This is a genomic window from Blastomonas fulva (assembly GCF_003431825.1).
In the GTDB taxonomy this organism is placed as follows: domain Bacteria; phylum Pseudomonadota; class Alphaproteobacteria; order Sphingomonadales; family Sphingomonadaceae; genus Blastomonas; species Blastomonas fulva.
The window spans coordinates 3,068,007-3,083,615 of record NZ_CP020083.1; the positions used below are offsets into that span (position 1 = coordinate 3,068,007).

Annotated in this window: 15 protein-coding genes and 1 tRNA gene; 10 read left to right on the forward strand and 6 right to left on the reverse strand. The window is 63.0% G+C overall.

Annotated elements, in window-relative coordinates:
- Window positions 1-209 precede the first annotated feature (209 nt).
- The 3 genes from B5J99_RS14620 to B5J99_RS14630 all read right to left on the reverse strand — a co-directional run bounded on the left by B5J99_RS14620 (window position 210) and on the right by B5J99_RS14630 (window position 2,304).
- On the reverse strand, window positions 210-1,160 hold the full coding sequence (locus tag B5J99_RS14620) for a CsgG/HfaB family protein (RefSeq protein ID WP_054134997.1): 951 nt from the start codon (window positions 1,158-1,160) through the stop codon (window positions 210-212).
- Window positions 1,161-1,201: 41 nt separating this feature from the next.
- Entirely contained in the window at window positions 1,202-1,651 is a 450-nt protein-coding gene (locus B5J99_RS14625; RefSeq protein ID WP_245991644.1) for a curli assembly protein CsgF, read from the reverse strand.
- A gap of 563 nt (window positions 1,652-2,214) precedes the next feature.
- Window positions 2,215-2,304 (reverse strand) — tRNA-Ser (locus B5J99_RS14630).
- A gap of 239 nt (window positions 2,305-2,543) precedes the next feature.
- Here B5J99_RS14630 and B5J99_RS14635 point away from each other — a divergent pair.
- Genes B5J99_RS14635 through mazG form a run of 10 tightly spaced genes read left to right on the forward strand, consistent with a single transcriptional unit; the run spans window position 2,544 to window position 12,250 of the window.
- On the forward strand, window positions 2,544-3,635 hold the full coding sequence (locus B5J99_RS14635; RefSeq protein WP_117352796.1) for a lytic murein transglycosylase: 1,092 nt from the start codon (window positions 2,544-2,546) through the stop codon (window positions 3,633-3,635).
- 26 nt (window positions 3,636-3,661) lie between these two features.
- Complete coding sequence (locus B5J99_RS14640) at window positions 3,662-4,777, forward strand: septal ring lytic transglycosylase RlpA family protein (protein ID WP_117352797.1); 1,116 nt, start codon at window positions 3,662-3,664, stop codon at window positions 4,775-4,777.
- A 54-nt stretch (window positions 4,778-4,831) separates the two neighbouring features.
- On the forward strand, window positions 4,832-5,977 hold the full coding sequence (locus B5J99_RS14645; protein WP_117352798.1) for a D-alanyl-D-alanine carboxypeptidase family protein: 1,146 nt from the start codon (window positions 4,832-4,834) through the stop codon (window positions 5,975-5,977).
- 10 nt (window positions 5,978-5,987) lie between these two features.
- Window positions 5,988-6,614 carry a dTMP kinase gene (gene tmk / locus B5J99_RS14650; RefSeq protein ID WP_117352799.1) on the forward strand — a complete coding sequence of 209 codons (627 nt, stop codon included), beginning with the start codon at window positions 5,988-5,990 and terminating at the stop codon, window positions 6,612-6,614.
- A gap of 4 nt (window positions 6,615-6,618) precedes the next feature.
- Window positions 6,619-7,629, forward strand: a complete 1,011-nt coding sequence (locus B5J99_RS14655) for a DNA polymerase III subunit delta' (RefSeq protein ID WP_117352800.1) — start codon at window positions 6,619-6,621, stop codon at window positions 7,627-7,629.
- A 53-nt stretch (window positions 7,630-7,682) separates the two neighbouring features.
- The gene (metG, locus tag B5J99_RS14660) at window positions 7,683-9,245 is read left to right on the forward strand and encodes a methionine--tRNA ligase (RefSeq protein ID WP_117352801.1); all 1,563 of its coding nucleotides are present in this window, start codon (window positions 7,683-7,685) and stop codon (window positions 9,243-9,245) included.
- On the forward strand, window positions 9,245-10,024 hold the full coding sequence (locus tag B5J99_RS14665) for a TatD family hydrolase (RefSeq protein WP_054134914.1): 780 nt from the start codon (window positions 9,245-9,247) through the stop codon (window positions 10,022-10,024). Before metG ends, B5J99_RS14665 begins: the two co-directional genes overlap by 1 nt.
- The gene (locus B5J99_RS14670; protein WP_117352802.1) at window positions 10,021-10,797 is read left to right on the forward strand and encodes an MBL fold metallo-hydrolase; all 777 of its coding nucleotides are present in this window, start codon (window positions 10,021-10,023) and stop codon (window positions 10,795-10,797) included. Before B5J99_RS14665 ends, B5J99_RS14670 begins: the two co-directional genes overlap by 4 nt.
- Entirely contained in the window at window positions 10,797-11,411 is a 615-nt protein-coding gene (locus tag B5J99_RS14675) for a retropepsin-like aspartic protease family protein (protein ID WP_117352803.1), read from the forward strand. The genes B5J99_RS14670 and B5J99_RS14675 overlap by 1 nt, the downstream gene beginning before the upstream one ends.
- Before the next feature lie 44 nt (window positions 11,412-11,455).
- Window positions 11,456-12,250 (forward strand): nucleoside triphosphate pyrophosphohydrolase, encoded by a 795-nt coding sequence (gene mazG / locus B5J99_RS14680; RefSeq protein WP_117352804.1) that lies wholly within the window; start codon window positions 11,456-11,458, stop codon window positions 12,248-12,250.
- Here mazG and hflX read toward each other — a convergent pair.
- The 3 genes from hflX to ntrX form a co-directional block, all read right to left on the reverse strand.
- A complete protein-coding gene (hflX, locus tag B5J99_RS14685) occupies window positions 12,245-13,552 on the reverse strand; it encodes a GTPase HflX (protein ID WP_117352805.1) in 1,308 nt (435 codons plus the stop codon). The two genes, mazG and hflX, sit on opposite strands and share 6 nt — an antisense overlap.
- A gap of 40 nt (window positions 13,553-13,592) precedes the next feature.
- Window positions 13,593-14,090: an RNA chaperone Hfq gene (gene hfq / locus B5J99_RS14690; RefSeq protein WP_082382278.1), complete on the reverse strand. Its 498-nt coding sequence runs from the start codon at window positions 14,088-14,090 to the stop codon at window positions 13,593-13,595.
- Window positions 14,091-14,241: 151 nt separating this feature from the next.
- Window positions 14,242-15,606: a nitrogen assimilation response regulator NtrX gene (gene ntrX / locus B5J99_RS14695; protein WP_054134909.1), complete on the reverse strand. Its 1,365-nt coding sequence runs from the start codon at window positions 15,604-15,606 to the stop codon at window positions 14,242-14,244.
- Window positions 15,607-15,609 lie beyond the last annotated feature (3 nt).

The following is a 15,609-nucleotide window of genomic DNA, read 5'->3' on the forward strand; positions in this document are numbered from 1 at the left end:
CTCATTGTTGTCACGCTCACGCACCGGAGTTGCACCTCCGGTGCGTGAGTTTTGTCAGGCTTTTGTTGCATCGCCGAATACCGCCTGACCGGCTTCGGCTCTCTTCCGCGATCCTCGGGTTTTGAACCGGTCTGAACGATCAGATCGGCCTTGCACCCTTGCAATTTCGACCGTCGGTCCCTTTGGCCCGTCCGATCAGGAAAAAACCGTTAATTCGTCTCCGAATTCCCCTTGTTCGTTTCCCCGTTTTTCCTGGTTTCCTTTACCTTCATGGGGGTCAGCTTGCGCGCCTTCTCTTCGGCACGCTGAACCTGACCCGGCGTAAACTTTCCGTCGCGCTCCTGCTGATATTGCAGCAGCTTGGCCATGCCCGCATTGCGGTCGGCAAAGTCCCACAGCCTCAGCTCGACGCCTTCCATCACCAGCGCATAGACCGCCTTTTCGATGGCCTGCTGCAACGCAAGCTGATCTGGCTCGTTAGTGGTGAAACCGGCTTCGGCTTCCAGCAACTCGCGGAACGCGACAAACTTGAAGGCACTTGCACCCATCGATTGCGAGGCGATGGTTTTCGAAGCAGTAACCGTCGTCAGGACCTCGCCTGTGCGCACGGACACAGCACGCAGATAAACCGTTACGGTGTCCTGCCGATATTCGGTGCGCGCGCCGATCCCCAGGAACGCCGCGCCTGCGCCGCCGGTCAGCGTGTTGGTGTCGTAGCCGATCACCCCGCCTTCGAGCAGCACGCCTGCAAACAGCAGCGCGGGCAGGGCATCGGGGTTGACCGCGCGCTCGCCAAGATAGCGCTCACGCATTTCGCGGATGATCTGCCGTTCGTTGAGCAGGTTCTTGAGGTTCTCACGCTCGACGATGGTGAACCACGAGCGATCGCCCACGTCCTGCAGCGCCTTGACCAGCACCGATGCGCCGCCCTGGCTCACCGCACGCGAAAGCGTCTGTCCGGTGGCGCTGGGCTTGAACTGGCCGGTCTGGTCGGTGAAGTTGTAGACCGCCACGGCAACCTGGCGCGAAGGCGCGGGAATGCCGCGCAGCAGCTGCTGGGTCTGGGTGGCGTTGGGAAGATAAGCATAGCTGGTCGTTTCAGGGATGGCGGCCTTGCCGCTGCCACCCACGGTGGTGCATCCCGCAACCAGGGCGGTCATCGCCAGTGCCGCCAGACATGTGCTCTTGTGCCCCATCATGATCAGTCAACATCCAGGAAAGTGGGCACGACGATGACAGTTTCTTCGCCGGTATCGTCATTAATGATGGTGATCGTAACCTCGGTCAGCGAACGGATGAAATTGACCGTCTGTCCACCGAAGCTGATGGTGCCGCTTTCCTGAGGGTTGTCACCAAAGATGGCGGTGACGATCTGCGAGGAAAGCGCAGAGAGCAACCGGGACTGGAGTTGGCGGGCGAAGATATCCGCCTGCGACGAGCTGCTGCTCGATGCAGGGTTGGTGAAATCATTCTGAGCGTTGGCAATGCCGAGCAGATGATTGGAGTTGAAGGGATTGCCGCCGAAACTTGGATTGATGGGCTGGTAGACGATGTCCTGGGCATGCGCGGTGCTGCCGAACGGAACAAAAGCCCAAACCACCCCCAACAAGGCCGCTGCTGCGGCCCTGGTCGCACTTATAGACGAGTGCACAATTAATCTCCTGCAGCTTGCCCCGTGAGCTTTGCGCCCATCAGCTGGCATCATCTTTTTTTTGCGACTCGATTTTGTTAAGACAACCTTAAGGAGGTTTAAGGGGACGTAAAATAGTGCAAACGCACTATATAAATCATTCAAATTGAGGGGAATATCTCCGACCCCCTCAACGGTTGAACAAGCCGACCGGCATCCGCCCCAGCATTTCTCCCATTTTCTTGTCCGGCGGGGGAGATGAGCCGAGTTTCTGGATCAGACGAGTGGAGTGCCCAGCCGCCCCGGTTGGGGCTCCGATTTTACATTCTGTCCGGATATGACACAGAAAACACACAGCTTTTGTCATGTTGCTGTCACAGCGGATGCCGATTTCAGTGCGCCGAGACGATGGACCCCTCCGCGTTAACCTAAAACCGGCGAGCGGTACCATCGCAAACAGTATCTCGAGGCCCGAAAAGACCCTCCAGACGTTTGAACGCAGCAAGGCGGATGGTTGCATTTTGCAAACGGGGTGACGCCAGCCGGATTACCGGCCCGGCGGCTATCATGAGGCAAACGGTGCCTGGCGGAAGAGGTGGGATTCGAACCCACGGAGAGCTTGCACCCTCGCCGGTTTTCAAGACCGGTTCCTTAAACCACTCGGACACTCTTCCCGCGGCACCCTTTGCCGAAAGGAGAGCATGTGTCTCCCCGGCGGTGCGGGCGGTTTCCTAGCGAAGGCGGGGTAATCTGAAAAGCGAAACTTGGACGGGCCGGGCGCAGGAGCGGACGTCCGGGTAAAAGGCTTTGCCCGCCCGGGCCGTTCAAGCGTGGCGGGGCCGGGATGGGTGGGGGATGTTCGCCCTTTCCCCCGCGATGCTTTGTGTGGCACAACGCCCTGTGGGAGTATCGCATGGTTATCAATATTGTACAAAGGCTTGGGTCGCGCGCTGCCGCGATGGGGGCGACAATCGTCCTGCTGGCATGCGGGGCGCCCAGCACCGCACAGCGTGAAATCGTCCAGCCGCTGCCCGGGGCCGATGCCCAGCAGACACAGGGCTTTGCCAGCTATCTTGATACGGTGGCCGCCCGCGCGCGGCGCGAGGGTGTGTCGCAGCGCGCCATAGACAGCGTGCTGCCGACGCTGTCGTTCGAGGAGAGCGTGGCCGCGCTCGACCGGCGGTTTGCGCCGACGCCCGCGGGCCAGGCCTTTCCCTCCTTCGGTCCCGAAATGGCCAAGCGCATCAACGCTGCGAAGATCCGCCAGGGCCGTCAGGTCTATTCCGACGAAGCCGCGCGGCTGGTCGCGATCGAACAGCAGACCGGGGTTCCGGCGTCGATCATGGTGTCCATCTTTGGGCATGAGACAAGCTATGGCACGATCATGGGGAGCACCGATCTGCCGCGGGCCTTGGCGACGCTGGCGTATGAAGGGCGCCGGCGTGAGCTGTTCGAAGGCGAACTGATCGCGGTGCTGAAGATGATCGACAAGGGCGTGCCCCGGTCGGTGTTGCGTGGCAGCTACGCGGGCGCGTTCGGCTATCCGCAGTTCCTGCCTTCGGTCTATCTGAAGCTTGCCAAGGACGGCGATGGCGACGGAAAGGCCGAAATCTGGTCGAGCAGGGCGGACGCCTTTGCCTCGATCGCCAATTACATGCTGGCGGCCGGATGGCGGCGGGGCGAGCCCTGGGGCTTTGCCGTATCGGTACCCGCGACGCTGAACACCAATGCCATCGCCAGCCGTGAGCGTGTCGCCAAATGCGCCCGTGCGGTCGAGCGGCACAGCGAATGGAAGACCATGCGCGAATGGAAGGCTTTGGGCGTCTATCCTGCCGGTGGCGTCTGGCCCGCCGACGACCGGGTAGAGGCATCGCTGCTGATCACACCTGGCCTGGATGCGCAGGGCTATCTGCTGACGCGCAACTATCGCGCCATACTGGATTACAACTGCTCCAATTATTATGCGATGTCGGTGGGCCTGCTGGCCGATGGCGTGCGCAACTGACGGGTGCAGGCAAAGGGGGATTGGCGATGAAGAATGCGATGATCGGTAGCCTGGGGATGGCGCTGCTGCTGTCGGGTTGCGGGGGCGGCAGCAATGTGAGCCGCAGCCTGGAGACCGCACCGGCCACGCTGGCGGGATCCGTATCCGATTATCCCGCCAAGCTGGGCGAGCCCTATGTGCTCGATGGCATCACCTACACCCCGGTCGATGTGTTCAACTATGACGAAGCAGGGTATGCGAGCTGGTACGGCGAAGAGCTGAACGGACGCAACACCGCCAATGGCGAGCTTTTCATTCCCGAAGGCATTTCCGGCGCCCACCGCACTCTGCCGCTGCCGAGCTATGTCGAGGTGACCTCGCTGGACACCGGCAAGACCATTCTGGTGCGGCTCAATGACCGTGGTCCTGCTGCCTCCAACCGGTTGATCGACCTGTCGCAGGGCGCTGCCCGGCAGCTAGGGGTGCTGGGCAAGGGCGCGTTCGCGGTGCGAGTGCGCCGGGTCAACCCGCCCGAGGCCGAACGCGCGATGCTGCGCGCGGGCAAGCCGGTGGCTTTGCGCATGGATACGCCCGAATCGCTGCTGGTGCCGTTGCGCCGCAAGCTGGACGGCTTACCGCGTCCGGCCAATGCCGCTGCTATCCCTGCCGCGTCGACCGCTCCGGCTGCTGTTGCAGCTACGGCGCCCGAACCCGTCAGCAAACCGGGCAGGCCAACTGAAAAGGCCAAGCCGCCCAAGCAGGCCGCCGCGAAGCCTGCGCCCGCCAAGGCTGCGCCCGCTGGCCAAGGCAATGATCGCTTCATTGTCGAAGGGGAGGGCGCGCGGCCGCGGGCGGCCGAGACCAGCAGCGCACCCAACCGGGCGACGCTCGATCAGCCCCGGTCCGACAAACCGCCTGTCGCGGCGGCTACCAGTGGCGCGTCTTCGGCCTATTTTGTTCAGGTCGCCGCATTTTCGTCCAGGGCGCGCGCGGATGAACTGGCCAAGCGGATCGGCGCGATCACGCAGGTTAGCGGGGATGGCAAGCTGTTTCGCGTCCGCTATGGACCCTATGCCGATGCCAAGGCGGCAGAACAGGGTCTTACGCTGGCGAAGCGGAATGGCTATCAGGGGTCTCGAATCCAGCAGGACTCCGGTCGCTGATAACAAGGGCCATCCAACGGCCCATCCCCCTTTGATCGAAACCATGGGAAACAGATGAAAACCCCGCTTATTGGCCTTGCCATGTTCTCGTTGCTGGCGACCCCGCTGGCAGCGGCTGCCCCCAGCTATGTCTCGGAAGCCCCGATTGCCTATATGACCGACCTGTCATCGGGCGCGGTGCTCTTCTCGCGCGATGCGGACAAGCAGATCCCGCCGGCATCGATGGCCAAGATGATGACGGCCTATGTGGCATTCGACCTCATCAAGAAGGGCGAGCTCAAGCTCGACCAGAAGATCAGCGTCTCTCCCGACACCTGGCGCAAGTGGAACAACCAGGGATCCAGCATGTTTCTGGCCGTCGGCAGCCAGGTCACCGTGGCGGATCTGCTCGACGGGATCGTGACGCTTTCGGGCAACGATGCTTGCGTCGTGCTGGCCGAGGGCATTGCAGGCTCGGAAGAGGCGTTCGTCGACATGATGAACAAGAAGGCGAAGGAAATCGGCCTTGCCAACAGCCGCTTCGGTAACAGCAATGGCTGGCCGGACGAGGGCGTGACCCAGGTGACAGCGCGCGATCTGGCGCAGCTGGCGACCGCGACCATTCGCAACCATCCCAAGCTTTACAAGCGGTTCTACTCCAAGGGCAGCTTCACCTGGAACGGCATCACCCAACCCAACCGCGATCCGCTGCTGGGCAAGGTCGACGGGGCCGATGGGCTGAAGACGGGGCATACCGAAGAGGCCGGATACGGCTTTACCGGCTCTGCCGAACAGAACGGCCGCCGCCTGGTCATGGTGGTCGCAGGACTCGACAGCTATAACGGACGCGTCAATGAATCGGTGCGGTTCATGAACTGGGGCTTCCGGTCGTGGAAATCGGTGCCGTTGTTTACCAAGGGCAAGACTGTCGATACCGCTCCGGTTCAGCTGGGCAGCAAGCGCGAACTCGCGCTGATCGCCCCGCGCGATCTGGCGCTGACGCTGCCGCGTACCGCCGATACCGACAAGGTCACGCTGAAGGTGGTGTATCAGGGCCCGCTCAAGGCGCCGATCGCCAAGGGCCAGCAAGTGGCGACCCTGGTCGTCTCAGCGCCCGATATGGACCGCCAGGTGATGCCGCTGGTGGCCGCCGAGGCGGTCGAGGAGGCAGGGTTGTTCGGACGGTTGTGGGCGGGAATTCTCTCGTTCTTCGGCGCCTGAGGTCATCTCCGTGCGCGGACGCTTCATCTCGATCGAGGGTGGCGAGGCGGTCGGCAAATCGACTCAGATCAGGCTGCTGGCCGACTGGCTGAAGACACACGGGCGGACCGTTACCGTCACCCGCGAGCCGGGCGGCACCGTCAGCGCCGAGGCGATCCGCGCGCTGTTGCTCGAGGGCGGCGCCGATCGCTGGAACGCGCGCAGCGAGGCTTTGCTGTTCGCCGCAGCGCGCGCCGATCATGTCGCAAGACTGATCCGGCCCGCGGTTGAGGTTGGCGGCTGGGTGCTCACCGACCGGTTCCTCGACAGCAGCCGCGCCTATCAGGGGATCGCAGGCGGCCTCGGCGATGCAGCGATCCTCGACCTGCACCGGTTCGGGTCCGAAGGCTTTCTTCCCGATTGCACCTTGTTGCTCGAATTGCCGGCGGACGAGGCTGCGCGCCGTGCGCTGTTGCGCGATGGCGCGTCCAGCGACCGGATCGGCGGGCGCGATGCGGCCTATCATGCCGCAGTAACCCAGGCATTCCGCGGCTTCGCAGCCGCTGAGCCTCAGCGGTTTCGCACCATAGATGCGAGCGGCGACAGCGCAGTGGTCCATGACCGCATCGTCGCGGCCATCGCGCCGTTGATGGCATGACGTCATGATGGCATCGCAGGCACAATGGCTGGGACATGCCGAGCCTGAAACCACGCTTTTGCGGGCATTCCAGGCGCGCAGACTGCACCATGGCTGGCTGCTGGCGGGGCCCGAAGGGATTGGCAAGCGCAGCTTCGCGCTGGCTGCCGCGGTCCATCTGCTGACCCGCTCGCCCGATTTTGCCGCGGGGCATTTCGACGGCGATATGCACGGCACAGAGGGCCGGCTGCTGCTGGAAGGCAAGCACCCCGACTGCCACTATATCACCCTGGGTCCGCAGAACGACAAGGAAGCCCGCAAGGCCGAGGAAGGCAAGCCCTTCGATCTTGCGCGCAACATCAAGGTCGATCAGATCCGCGCGCTGCAGAAGCGTCTGACCGTGCGACCCAGCCTTTCGGACCGGCGCGTGATCATCTTCGATGCGGCCGATCAGCTTGAACGCAACGCCGCCAACGCGTTGCTCAAGAGTCTCGAGGAACCGCCCGCCGATACCATATTCATGCTGATCGCGCACAATCCTGGGCGGTTGCTGCCGACGATCCGCTCGCGCTGTCTGGTGCTCGATTTTCCGGCGCTCAGCGATCCCGACATGGCCGACGCGCTGCGTGCGGTTCGCCCCGAACTGCCCGATGCAGAGATCGCAGCATTGGTGCGGCTCGGGCAGGGGGCTCCGGGCCAGGCGCTCAGCTTTGCAGGGCTGGACATGGCCCGCATCGATGCTCTGCTCAGCGAGATCGCCGACCATGGCGACCGCGATCACCGGGCCCGCATCGCACTCGGCAATATGGTCGCGAACAAGGCCAACCGCGAGCGGTTCCAGGCGCTGCTGCATTATGCGCCGCGCTTTGCCGCGCGGCGGATCCGCGATCTGCGCGACGACCGGCTGCCCGGTGCGATCGCCGCGTGGCAGGAGATCGGCGCGCTCGCCTCGCGCGCGGTGCTGCTCAACCTCGATGCTGCAGCGGTCGCGTTTCAAATTGGCGGCTTGCTGGCGCGGCTGGCCCCGCCTAGATAGGCCGCAACCGGCGTTTACCGCCACCACCCGAACGAACGGCAGACATCACCGCCATGGGCGAACCCTATTACATCACCACCGCGATCAGCTATCCCAATGGCCGCCCGCATATCGGCCATGCCTATGAGGCGATTGCCGCCGACGTGATCGCGCGCTTCCAGCGGCTCAGCGGCCGCGATGTCCGTTTCCAGACCGGAACCGATGTCCATGGCCTCAAGATGCTGCAAAAGGCGCGCGAACTGGACACGACGCCGCGCGCGTTGGCCGATGAGATGTCACAATATTTCAAGGATATGTGCGACAGACTTGACGTCAGCTATGATCGCTTCATCCAGACATCCGAAGACGAGCACCATCGCGCGAGCCAGGCAATCTGGAAGGCGATGGACGCAAATGGTGACCTGTATCTTGATCGCTACGAAGGCTGGTACTCGGTCCGCGACGAAGCCTATTATGCCGAAGACGAGCTGGTAGACGACGGGCAGGGGGGCAAGCAGTCTCCGCAGGGAACGCCAGTTGAATGGACGGTGGAAGAGAGCTGGTTCTTCAGGCTCGATGCCTATCAGGACAAGTTGCTCGCTCTGTATGAGGAGCATCCCGAGTTCCTGCAGCCCGACACACGGCGCAACGAGATCGTCAGTTTCGTCAAGTCGGGCCTGCGTCCGTTGTCCGTGTCGCGCACCAGCTTCGATTGGGGCGTCAAGGTGCCGGGAAGCGATGGGCATGTGATGTACGTCTGGGTTGATGCGCTGACCAATTATCTCACGGGCCTGGGCTATCCCGACGAAACCGAATTGATGGTCAAGCATTGGCCCGCCGATCTGCACCTGATTGGCAAGGATATCGTGCGTTTCCACGCGGTCTATTGGCCCGCCTTCCTGATGAGCGCTGGCATCGCGGTGTCCAAGCAGGTGTTCGGCCATGGCTTCCTGCTCAACAAGGGCGAGAAGATGTCCAAATCGGTCGGCAACGTCGTCGATCCGTTTGCGCTTGCCGATGCCTTTGGCGTCGACCAGTTGCGTTACTTCCTGCTGCGCGAGGTCAGCTTCGGACAGGATGGGAGCTATTCGCCGCAAGCCATTGCGATGCGGTCGAATGCCGATCTGTCGAACAGCTTCGGAAACCTCGCCCAGCGCATTCTCAGCTTCATCGCCAAGAACCTAGATGGCTATCTGCCCGCGATCCGGGGGCACCAGCCCGCCGATACCGCGCTGTTCGAGGTTCTGACTGATGCGCTGCAGACCGAGATGCCCAAGGCTTTCGAGGAACTATCGCTGTCGCAAGGGATCGAGGCGTGGATGCGCGCGGTGTTTGCCTGCAACGCCTATGTCGACGAACAGGCGCCCTGGGCGCTCAAGAAGACCGATCCCGAACGGATGGAGACGGTACTGGCGACATTGTACATCGCCATCGCGCAGCTTTCGATCGCGATCTCTCCCGTCATCCCGGGCAGCGCCAAGGCGTTGCTCGATCATATGGGCGTTCCCGACGATGTCCGTTCGCTCGCTGCGATGGGCAGTCACTGGTATTCGCCGCTCGCCGAGAGCGACTATCAGGTGGGCGTACCCAAGCCCTTGTTCCCGCGCATCGATCTGCCTGCCGAAGACGCCGAGTGATGCTGGTCGATTCGCACTGCCACCTGAACTACAAGGGCATGGCCGAGCAGCAGCCTGACCTGCTCGAGCGTGCGCGTTCGTCGGGCGTCACCGCGATGCTCAACATCTCCACCCGCGCCAGCGAATGGGACGCTGTGACCGCCACCGCGCACCGCGAGGCGGATGTCTGGGCAAGCATCGGCATCCACCCGCATGAGGCCGATGCGCATGCGGATATCGACACCGCGCGCCTGGTCGCGCGAGCCCAAGCGGACGAGCGGGTCATCGGCATCGGTGAAACCGGGCTCGATTACTTCTACGACCATTCCGACCGCGATCAGCAGCGCCGCAGCTTCATTTCGCACATCGCGGCGTCGCGCATCACCGGCCTGCCGCTGATCGTCCACACCCGCGATGCCGAGGACGACACCGCGGCGATCCTGGCCGAAGAAATGGGGAAGGGGGGCTTCCCCGCGCTGATCCACTGCTTCACCGCCAGCGCCGATTTTGCCGCCAAGGTGTTGGACCTCGGGTTGTACATCTCGATCTCGGGCATTGTGACATTCAAGAACGCCAAGGATCTGCAGGCGGTGGCGCGCGATATTCCGGCGGACCGGCTGATGGTCGAAACCGACGCGCCGTTCCTCGCGCCGGTGCCGCACCGCGGCAAGCAAGGTGAGCCTGCGTTCGTGGCGGACACCGCGCGCTTTGTCGCGGGCTTGCGCGACGAACCGTACGAGCACCTGTGCGAAACGACGTCGCAGAACTTCTACCGCCTGTTCAACCGGGCGCGCCCATGAGGGCGATCCTGCTGGGATCGGGTACCTCGGGCGGGGTCCCGCGGATCGGCAACGATTGGGGCGCGTGCGATCCCGCCAACCCGCGCAACCGCCGTTCGCGGGTGTCGATGATCGTCGAACATGCCGGCAAGCGGGTGCTGATCGATACATCGCCGGATCTTCGCAACCAGCTCCTCGCGCAGGACATCGGCGCGCTCGACGCGGTGATCTGGACGCACGATCATGCCGATCACAGCCATGGCATCGACGATTTGCGCGCGCTGTATCACCGCAGCCGCAAGCCGTTACCGGGGTTTGGCAGAGGCTATAGTTTACAAAGTCTTGTCAGCCGTTTCGACTATGTTTTTGCAGGCGGAGACGGGTATCCTTCGATCGTGGACCTGCATGATCTGGCCGATGACCAGACCATTTGCGGCATGCAGGTGCGCTGCGTCGATCAGCCGCACGGTCCGGTGCTGTCGACCGGTCTCAGGTTCGACGCCGATGGCATGTCGATCGTCTACGCCACGGATTTTGCCAGCGTCACCGACGACATGGTCGCGCTGTATTCCGGCTGCGATGTGCTGGTGACGGATTGCCTGCGCTACGAGAAGCATCCCACGCATGCCAATCTGGAGATGGCGATGGATTTGGCGACCCGTACCGGCGCGCGGCACACGGTGCTGACCCATATGGACAAGAGCCTCGATTACGCGACCTTGTGCGCGCAATTGCCCAACGCAATCGAGCCGGGCTTTGACGGGCTGACTATCGACCTCGAGCAGGTGGCGTAATGGGCGAAAGCGAAACCGCGAGCCTGATCTACAGCCTGTTGCTGCTGGTGCTGGTCGGCAGCGCCCTGGTCTCGCGCAGCCTGCCGATCGGCCAGACGCTCAAGATGGCGATGGGCTGGCTTGGCATCTTCGCGCTGATCTTCCTGCTGGTGAGCTTTCGCCCCGAACTCAAGATGATCTGGGAGCGTGTCACCGGCGAACTCGGCCTTGGCGGCGCGCCTGCGATCACCGGCGCGCCGACGACGCTGCGCAAGGGTGAAGATGGACATTTCTGGGTCAACGCCGAGGTCAATGGTGCAGCTGTGCGGTTCATGGTCGACAGCGGCGCAAGCTTTACCGCGCTGTCGGTCGATGCGGCGCGCAGCGCCGGTGTCGAGCCGGATCCGCTCAGCATGAAGGTGGTGCTCGAAACCGCCAATGGCATCGTCGAGGCCGACAGGGCTACCGTGGCGGATCTTCGCGTCGGATCGCTTGGCATGAAGGATCATGCAGTGGTCATCGCGTCTGCCTTTGGCGAGACCAATGTGCTTGGGATGAATTTCCTTTCGGCGCTGGAAAGCTGGCGGGTCGAGGGCGACAGCATGATCCTGGTGCCGCGAACCACCTCGCGTTGAAATTACATTAATTTAACATAATATATATTATCGGACTTAAACAGATGACATCCGAGACTGACCCTTCCGCCACTTCCCCGGCCGCAACCACCCCGCTCGACCGGTTGGTCACGATCATGGCGCGGCTGCGCGATCCTCAGGCCGGATGTCCATGGGATATCGAGCAGACCTTTGCGACGATCGCGCCGTACACCATCGAAGAAGCCTATGAGGTCGCCGACGCGATCGAGCGTGACGATATGGCCGCGCTCAAGGACGAGCTTGGTGACCTGCTGCTGCAGGTTGTGTTCCACAGCCGCATGGCCGAGGAAGCCGGACATTTCGCCATCGGCGATGTGATCGACGCAATCAGCGAGAAGATGGTCCGCCGCCATCCGCACATCTTCGCGGACCAGTCGGTCGAGCAATGGGATTGGGAGGCAATCAAGGCCGAAGAACGCAGCGATGGCGGCTCATCCAGCGCCATGGATGGCGTCGCATCGGCGCTGCCGGCGCTGATGCGCGCGCAGAAGCTCCAGAAGCGCGCAGCGCGCACCGGGTTCGACTGGCCCGATGTCATGGGCGCGGTCGAAAAGATCGGCGAGGAAATCGAGGAATTGCTCGAGGCCGAAATTGAAGTCGAACGGATAGACGAAGCGGGCGATCTGCTGTTCGCCGCGGTCAACATGGTCCGCCATATGGGCGTCAGCGCAGAAGACGCATTGCGCGCGGCCAATGCCAAGTTCGAGCGCCGCTTCCGCGCAATGGAAACCGATGCCGGCGATGCGTTCGCAGGACTGTCGCTCGAGGATAAGGAACAACTCTGGCAGCGCGCGAAAGCTTCGACGCGCGGGCTATAGCGCCTGGAACCTGCCCCAGTCCTTGTCCGACAGCCGCACCGAAAGCGCCAGCTCATCGCCCTTCTCGTGCGATGTCAGCACCTCGCCATGCGCGTGCAGCCAAGCCAGCCGCTGGCCATCCTGCCGGGGCAGATTGACGTCATGAATGCGGTGGCTGATCACCAGCGCAGCCGATGCTGCCCGCAACAGGTCTGACACCCCTTCCCCCGTCAGCGCCGAGATCGGGCAAACGGTGCGATCGTCGGGCATGGTTTCGGTGAGGAACGCGCGCGCGTCCTCGTCCAGTATGTCCCATTTGTTCCACGCTTCGATCAAGGGCGTCGCCAGCCCCTGTTCGGCGAGCACCGGATCGATGACAAGGCCAAGATCGGTGAGGATCGTCTCCACCGACTCCGCCTGCATCTGCGCATCGGGGTGCGCCATGTCGCGGACATGGATGACAAGATCGGCCGACAGCACCTCTTCGAGCGTCGCGCGGAACGCGGCGACAAGCTCCGTCGGAAGATCCGAAACGAAGCCCACGGTATCAGAGAGGATGACCTTTTCCACCCCGTCCAGACGGATGGCGCGCATTGTCGGGTCGAGCGTCGCGAACAGCAGATCCTCCGCCATCACCCCGGCCTGGGTCAGCCGGTTGAACAGCGTCGACTTGCCCGCATTGGTATAGCCCACCAGCGCGATCACCGGCCAGGGTGCCTTCTGACGCCGCTCGCGGTGCAGCCCGCGGGTGCGCTTGACCTGCTCCAGCTCGCGCCGCAGCTTGGCCATGCGATCGCGGATCATGCGGCGGTCGGCCTCGATCTGGGTTTCGCCCGGGCCGCCGAGGAAGCCGAAGCCGCCGCGCTGGCGCTCAAGGTGGGTCCAGCTGCGCACCAGCCGGCCCGCCTGATAATCGAGATGCGCAAGCTCCACCTGCAGCCGCCCTTCAGCGGTCGCGGCGCGCTCGCCGAAGATTTCAAGGATCAGCCCGGTCCGGTCGATGACCTTGACCTTTAGCCGTTCCTCCAGATTGCGCTGCTGGATCGCCGAAAGGCTGCCATCAACGATCAGCAGTTCGGCCTTTTCGTCTTCCAGGCTGGCAGCGATGATATCGACCTGCCCTCCGCCGAACAAAGTCGCAGGGCGCGCGGTGCGGATGCGGAAGGCGTGCGATGCGCACACCGAAATGCCGATCGCCAGCGCAAGCCCCCGCGCCTCTTCCAGACGCGCGTCCGAATCCACCGCGCCGCGTCGGCCGAGATCGGGATAGGCAATGACTGCGCGGGTACCGCGAACGAAATCAAGAGCGTGAGGGTCGTTCAAACTTTGCTTTTTCCTTTTGTCCGGCCCCCGAACCGCCGGTTCAATCTTCTTCGCTGTCCGTATCACCCCAGTCGCCGGTCAGATCGACCGGGGCATTGGGTTGCACGGTGGATACCGCGTGCTTGTAGGCCAGCTGTGCCATGCCTTCGCGTTCGAGCAGCATGCAGAACAGGTCATAAGCCGCGACCTTGCCCTGCAGCATCACGCCGTTGATCAGGAACATGGTCACCGGAACCCCGGTTTCCTGCACGGTGCGCAAAAACACTTCCTGCAGGTTGCGGTTCTTGGCGTTCTTGGCACCCATCAGCCCCGAGAAGATCCCGAGATCGATCGGCTGGGCAGGCATGACGGTCGAAATCGCATGCTTGTAGACAAGCTGTGACTGGCCATCGCGGCGCAGCATGACCGAAAAATTGTCGAACCAGGTCACGATGCCCTGAAGCTTGACGCCCTTGACCAGAAACATGGTCACCGGGATTTTCGATTTCCTCAACGAGTTGAGGAACACATCCTGAATGTTTTGAGCCTTTTCGGTCATTTTGACCCCCGGTCTTGGTGGTGACGTTGCACCACGGTTCATGAAAAGCCTGTCCGTCACATCCGGCACGGCTGCCGCCAAAGGCCGCACCCCATACATAGTGCCGAAAGCCCCTGTCGCCAATGGCCAGTTTACCGCTTTTCCTTGCCGATCAACGGTCGTGCAACCCCAAGAGCTTGAGTTTGCGGTGCAAGGCCGAGCGCTCCATCCCGATGAACTCGGCTGTCTTCGAGATATTGCCCGAAAAGCGCCGGATCTGGATCTTGAGATATTCGCGTTCGAAGCTCTCGCGCGCCTCGCGCAGCGGCACCCCCATCAGGCTGGAAATGCCCGCGGCGCGCCCGCCATCGCCCTGCACCAGTTCGGGCGGGAGCATGTCCACATCGATCTGCGAGAGCCTGCCGCGCGGCGCCAGGATGATCGTGCGCTCGATAACGTTGCGCAGCTGGCGGACATTGCCCGGCCAGTTGTAGCTCTGCAGCGCCGCCATCGCCTCGCTGCTGGTTTCCGGCGGCGTGATGCCATGCTCGCTGGCGAAGCGCGCGACATAATGCTCGACCAACGCGGGAATGTCGTCGCGGCGTTCGGTGAGCGCCGGGATCTCGACCGGCACGACGTTCAAACGGTAGAACAGGTCTTCGCGGAAGCGTCCCTCGGCAATCTCGTGCTCCAGATTGCGCGATGTCGCCGACACGAAGCGGACATCGACCTTGATCGGTCGGGTTGCGCCCACGCGCGAGAAGCTCTGGTCGGTCAGCACGCGCAGGATCTTGGCCTGGGTGGATTCGGGCATGTCGGCAACCTCGTCGAGGAACAGCGTCCCGCCGTGCGCGCGTTCGAGCAGCCCGGATGTCGCCACCCTGCCCTGGTCCTCCTCGCCGAAAAGCTCCTGCTCGAACCGATCCGGGGTCATCCGCGCGGAGTTGACCGTGATGAACGGCCCGCCCGAACGGCCGCTCCAGCTGTGCAGCAGCCGCGCGGCGACCTCCTTGCCCACGCCTGCAGGTCCGGTGATCAGCAGCCGGCTACCGCTGTTGGCGACGCGCTTGAGCGTCGCGCGGACCGCGTTGATCGCGCTGGAGCTGCCGGTCAATTCGTCGGAAATGCCAAGTTTTTCGCGCAGCTGAGCATTCTCGCGCCGCAGCCGCGCGGTTTCGGTGCCGCGCGCGACCATATGGATCAGTCGCTCAGCCTCGAACGGCTTTTCGATGAAGTCCATCGCGCCGCGCGAGATCGCCGAAACCGCGGTGTCAATGTTCCCGTGACCCGAAAATATGATCACCGGCAGATCGGCATCGCGCGACTTGATCTCGTCGAGCAGTTCGAGCCCGTCGAGCTTGCTGCCCTTGAGCCAGACGTCGAGCAGCACCAGGGACGGGCGGCGTTCGTCGATCGCGGCGAGCGCGGCATCGCTGCCACCGGCCGAACGGCAGCTATAGCCTTCGTCCTCCAGCACGCCCGAGACCAGGTCCCGGATATCGCGCTCGTCATCAACAATCAGGATTTCCAAAGGCATAGA

Excerpts from the sequence above, each read along its gene's own strand:
- B5J99_RS14620 (WP_054134997.1), bottom strand. The coding sequence starts at position 1,160 with ATGACCGCCCTGGTTGCGGGATGCACCACCGTGGGTGGCAGCGGCAAG.
- B5J99_RS14635 (WP_117352796.1), top strand. The coding sequence starts at position 2,544 with ATGGTTATCAATATTGTACAAAGGCTTGGGTCGCGCGCTGCCGCGATG.
- B5J99_RS14640 (WP_117352797.1), top strand. The coding sequence starts at position 3,662 with ATGAAGAATGCGATGATCGGTAGCCTGGGGATGGCGCTGCTGCTGTCG.
- B5J99_RS14645 (WP_117352798.1), top strand. The coding sequence starts at position 4,832 with ATGAAAACCCCGCTTATTGGCCTTGCCATGTTCTCGTTGCTGGCGACC.
- B5J99_RS14655 (WP_117352800.1), top strand. The coding sequence starts at position 6,619 with ATGATGGCATCGCAGGCACAATGGCTGGGACATGCCGAGCCTGAAACC.
- metG (WP_117352801.1), top strand. The coding sequence starts at position 7,683 with ATGGGCGAACCCTATTACATCACCACCGCGATCAGCTATCCCAATGGC.
- B5J99_RS14665 (WP_054134914.1), top strand. The coding sequence starts at position 9,245 with ATGCTGGTCGATTCGCACTGCCACCTGAACTACAAGGGCATGGCCGAG.
- B5J99_RS14670 (WP_117352802.1), top strand. The coding sequence starts at position 10,021 with ATGAGGGCGATCCTGCTGGGATCGGGTACCTCGGGCGGGGTCCCGCGG.
- B5J99_RS14675 (WP_117352803.1), top strand. The coding sequence starts at position 10,797 with ATGGGCGAAAGCGAAACCGCGAGCCTGATCTACAGCCTGTTGCTGCTG.
- mazG (WP_117352804.1), top strand. The coding sequence starts at position 11,456 with ATGACATCCGAGACTGACCCTTCCGCCACTTCCCCGGCCGCAACCACC.
- hfq (WP_082382278.1), bottom strand. The coding sequence starts at position 14,090 with ATGACCGAAAAGGCTCAAAACATTCAGGATGTGTTCCTCAACTCGTTG.
- ntrX (WP_054134909.1), bottom strand. The coding sequence starts at position 15,606 with ATGCCTTTGGAAATCCTGATTGTTGATGACGAGCGCGATATCCGGGAC.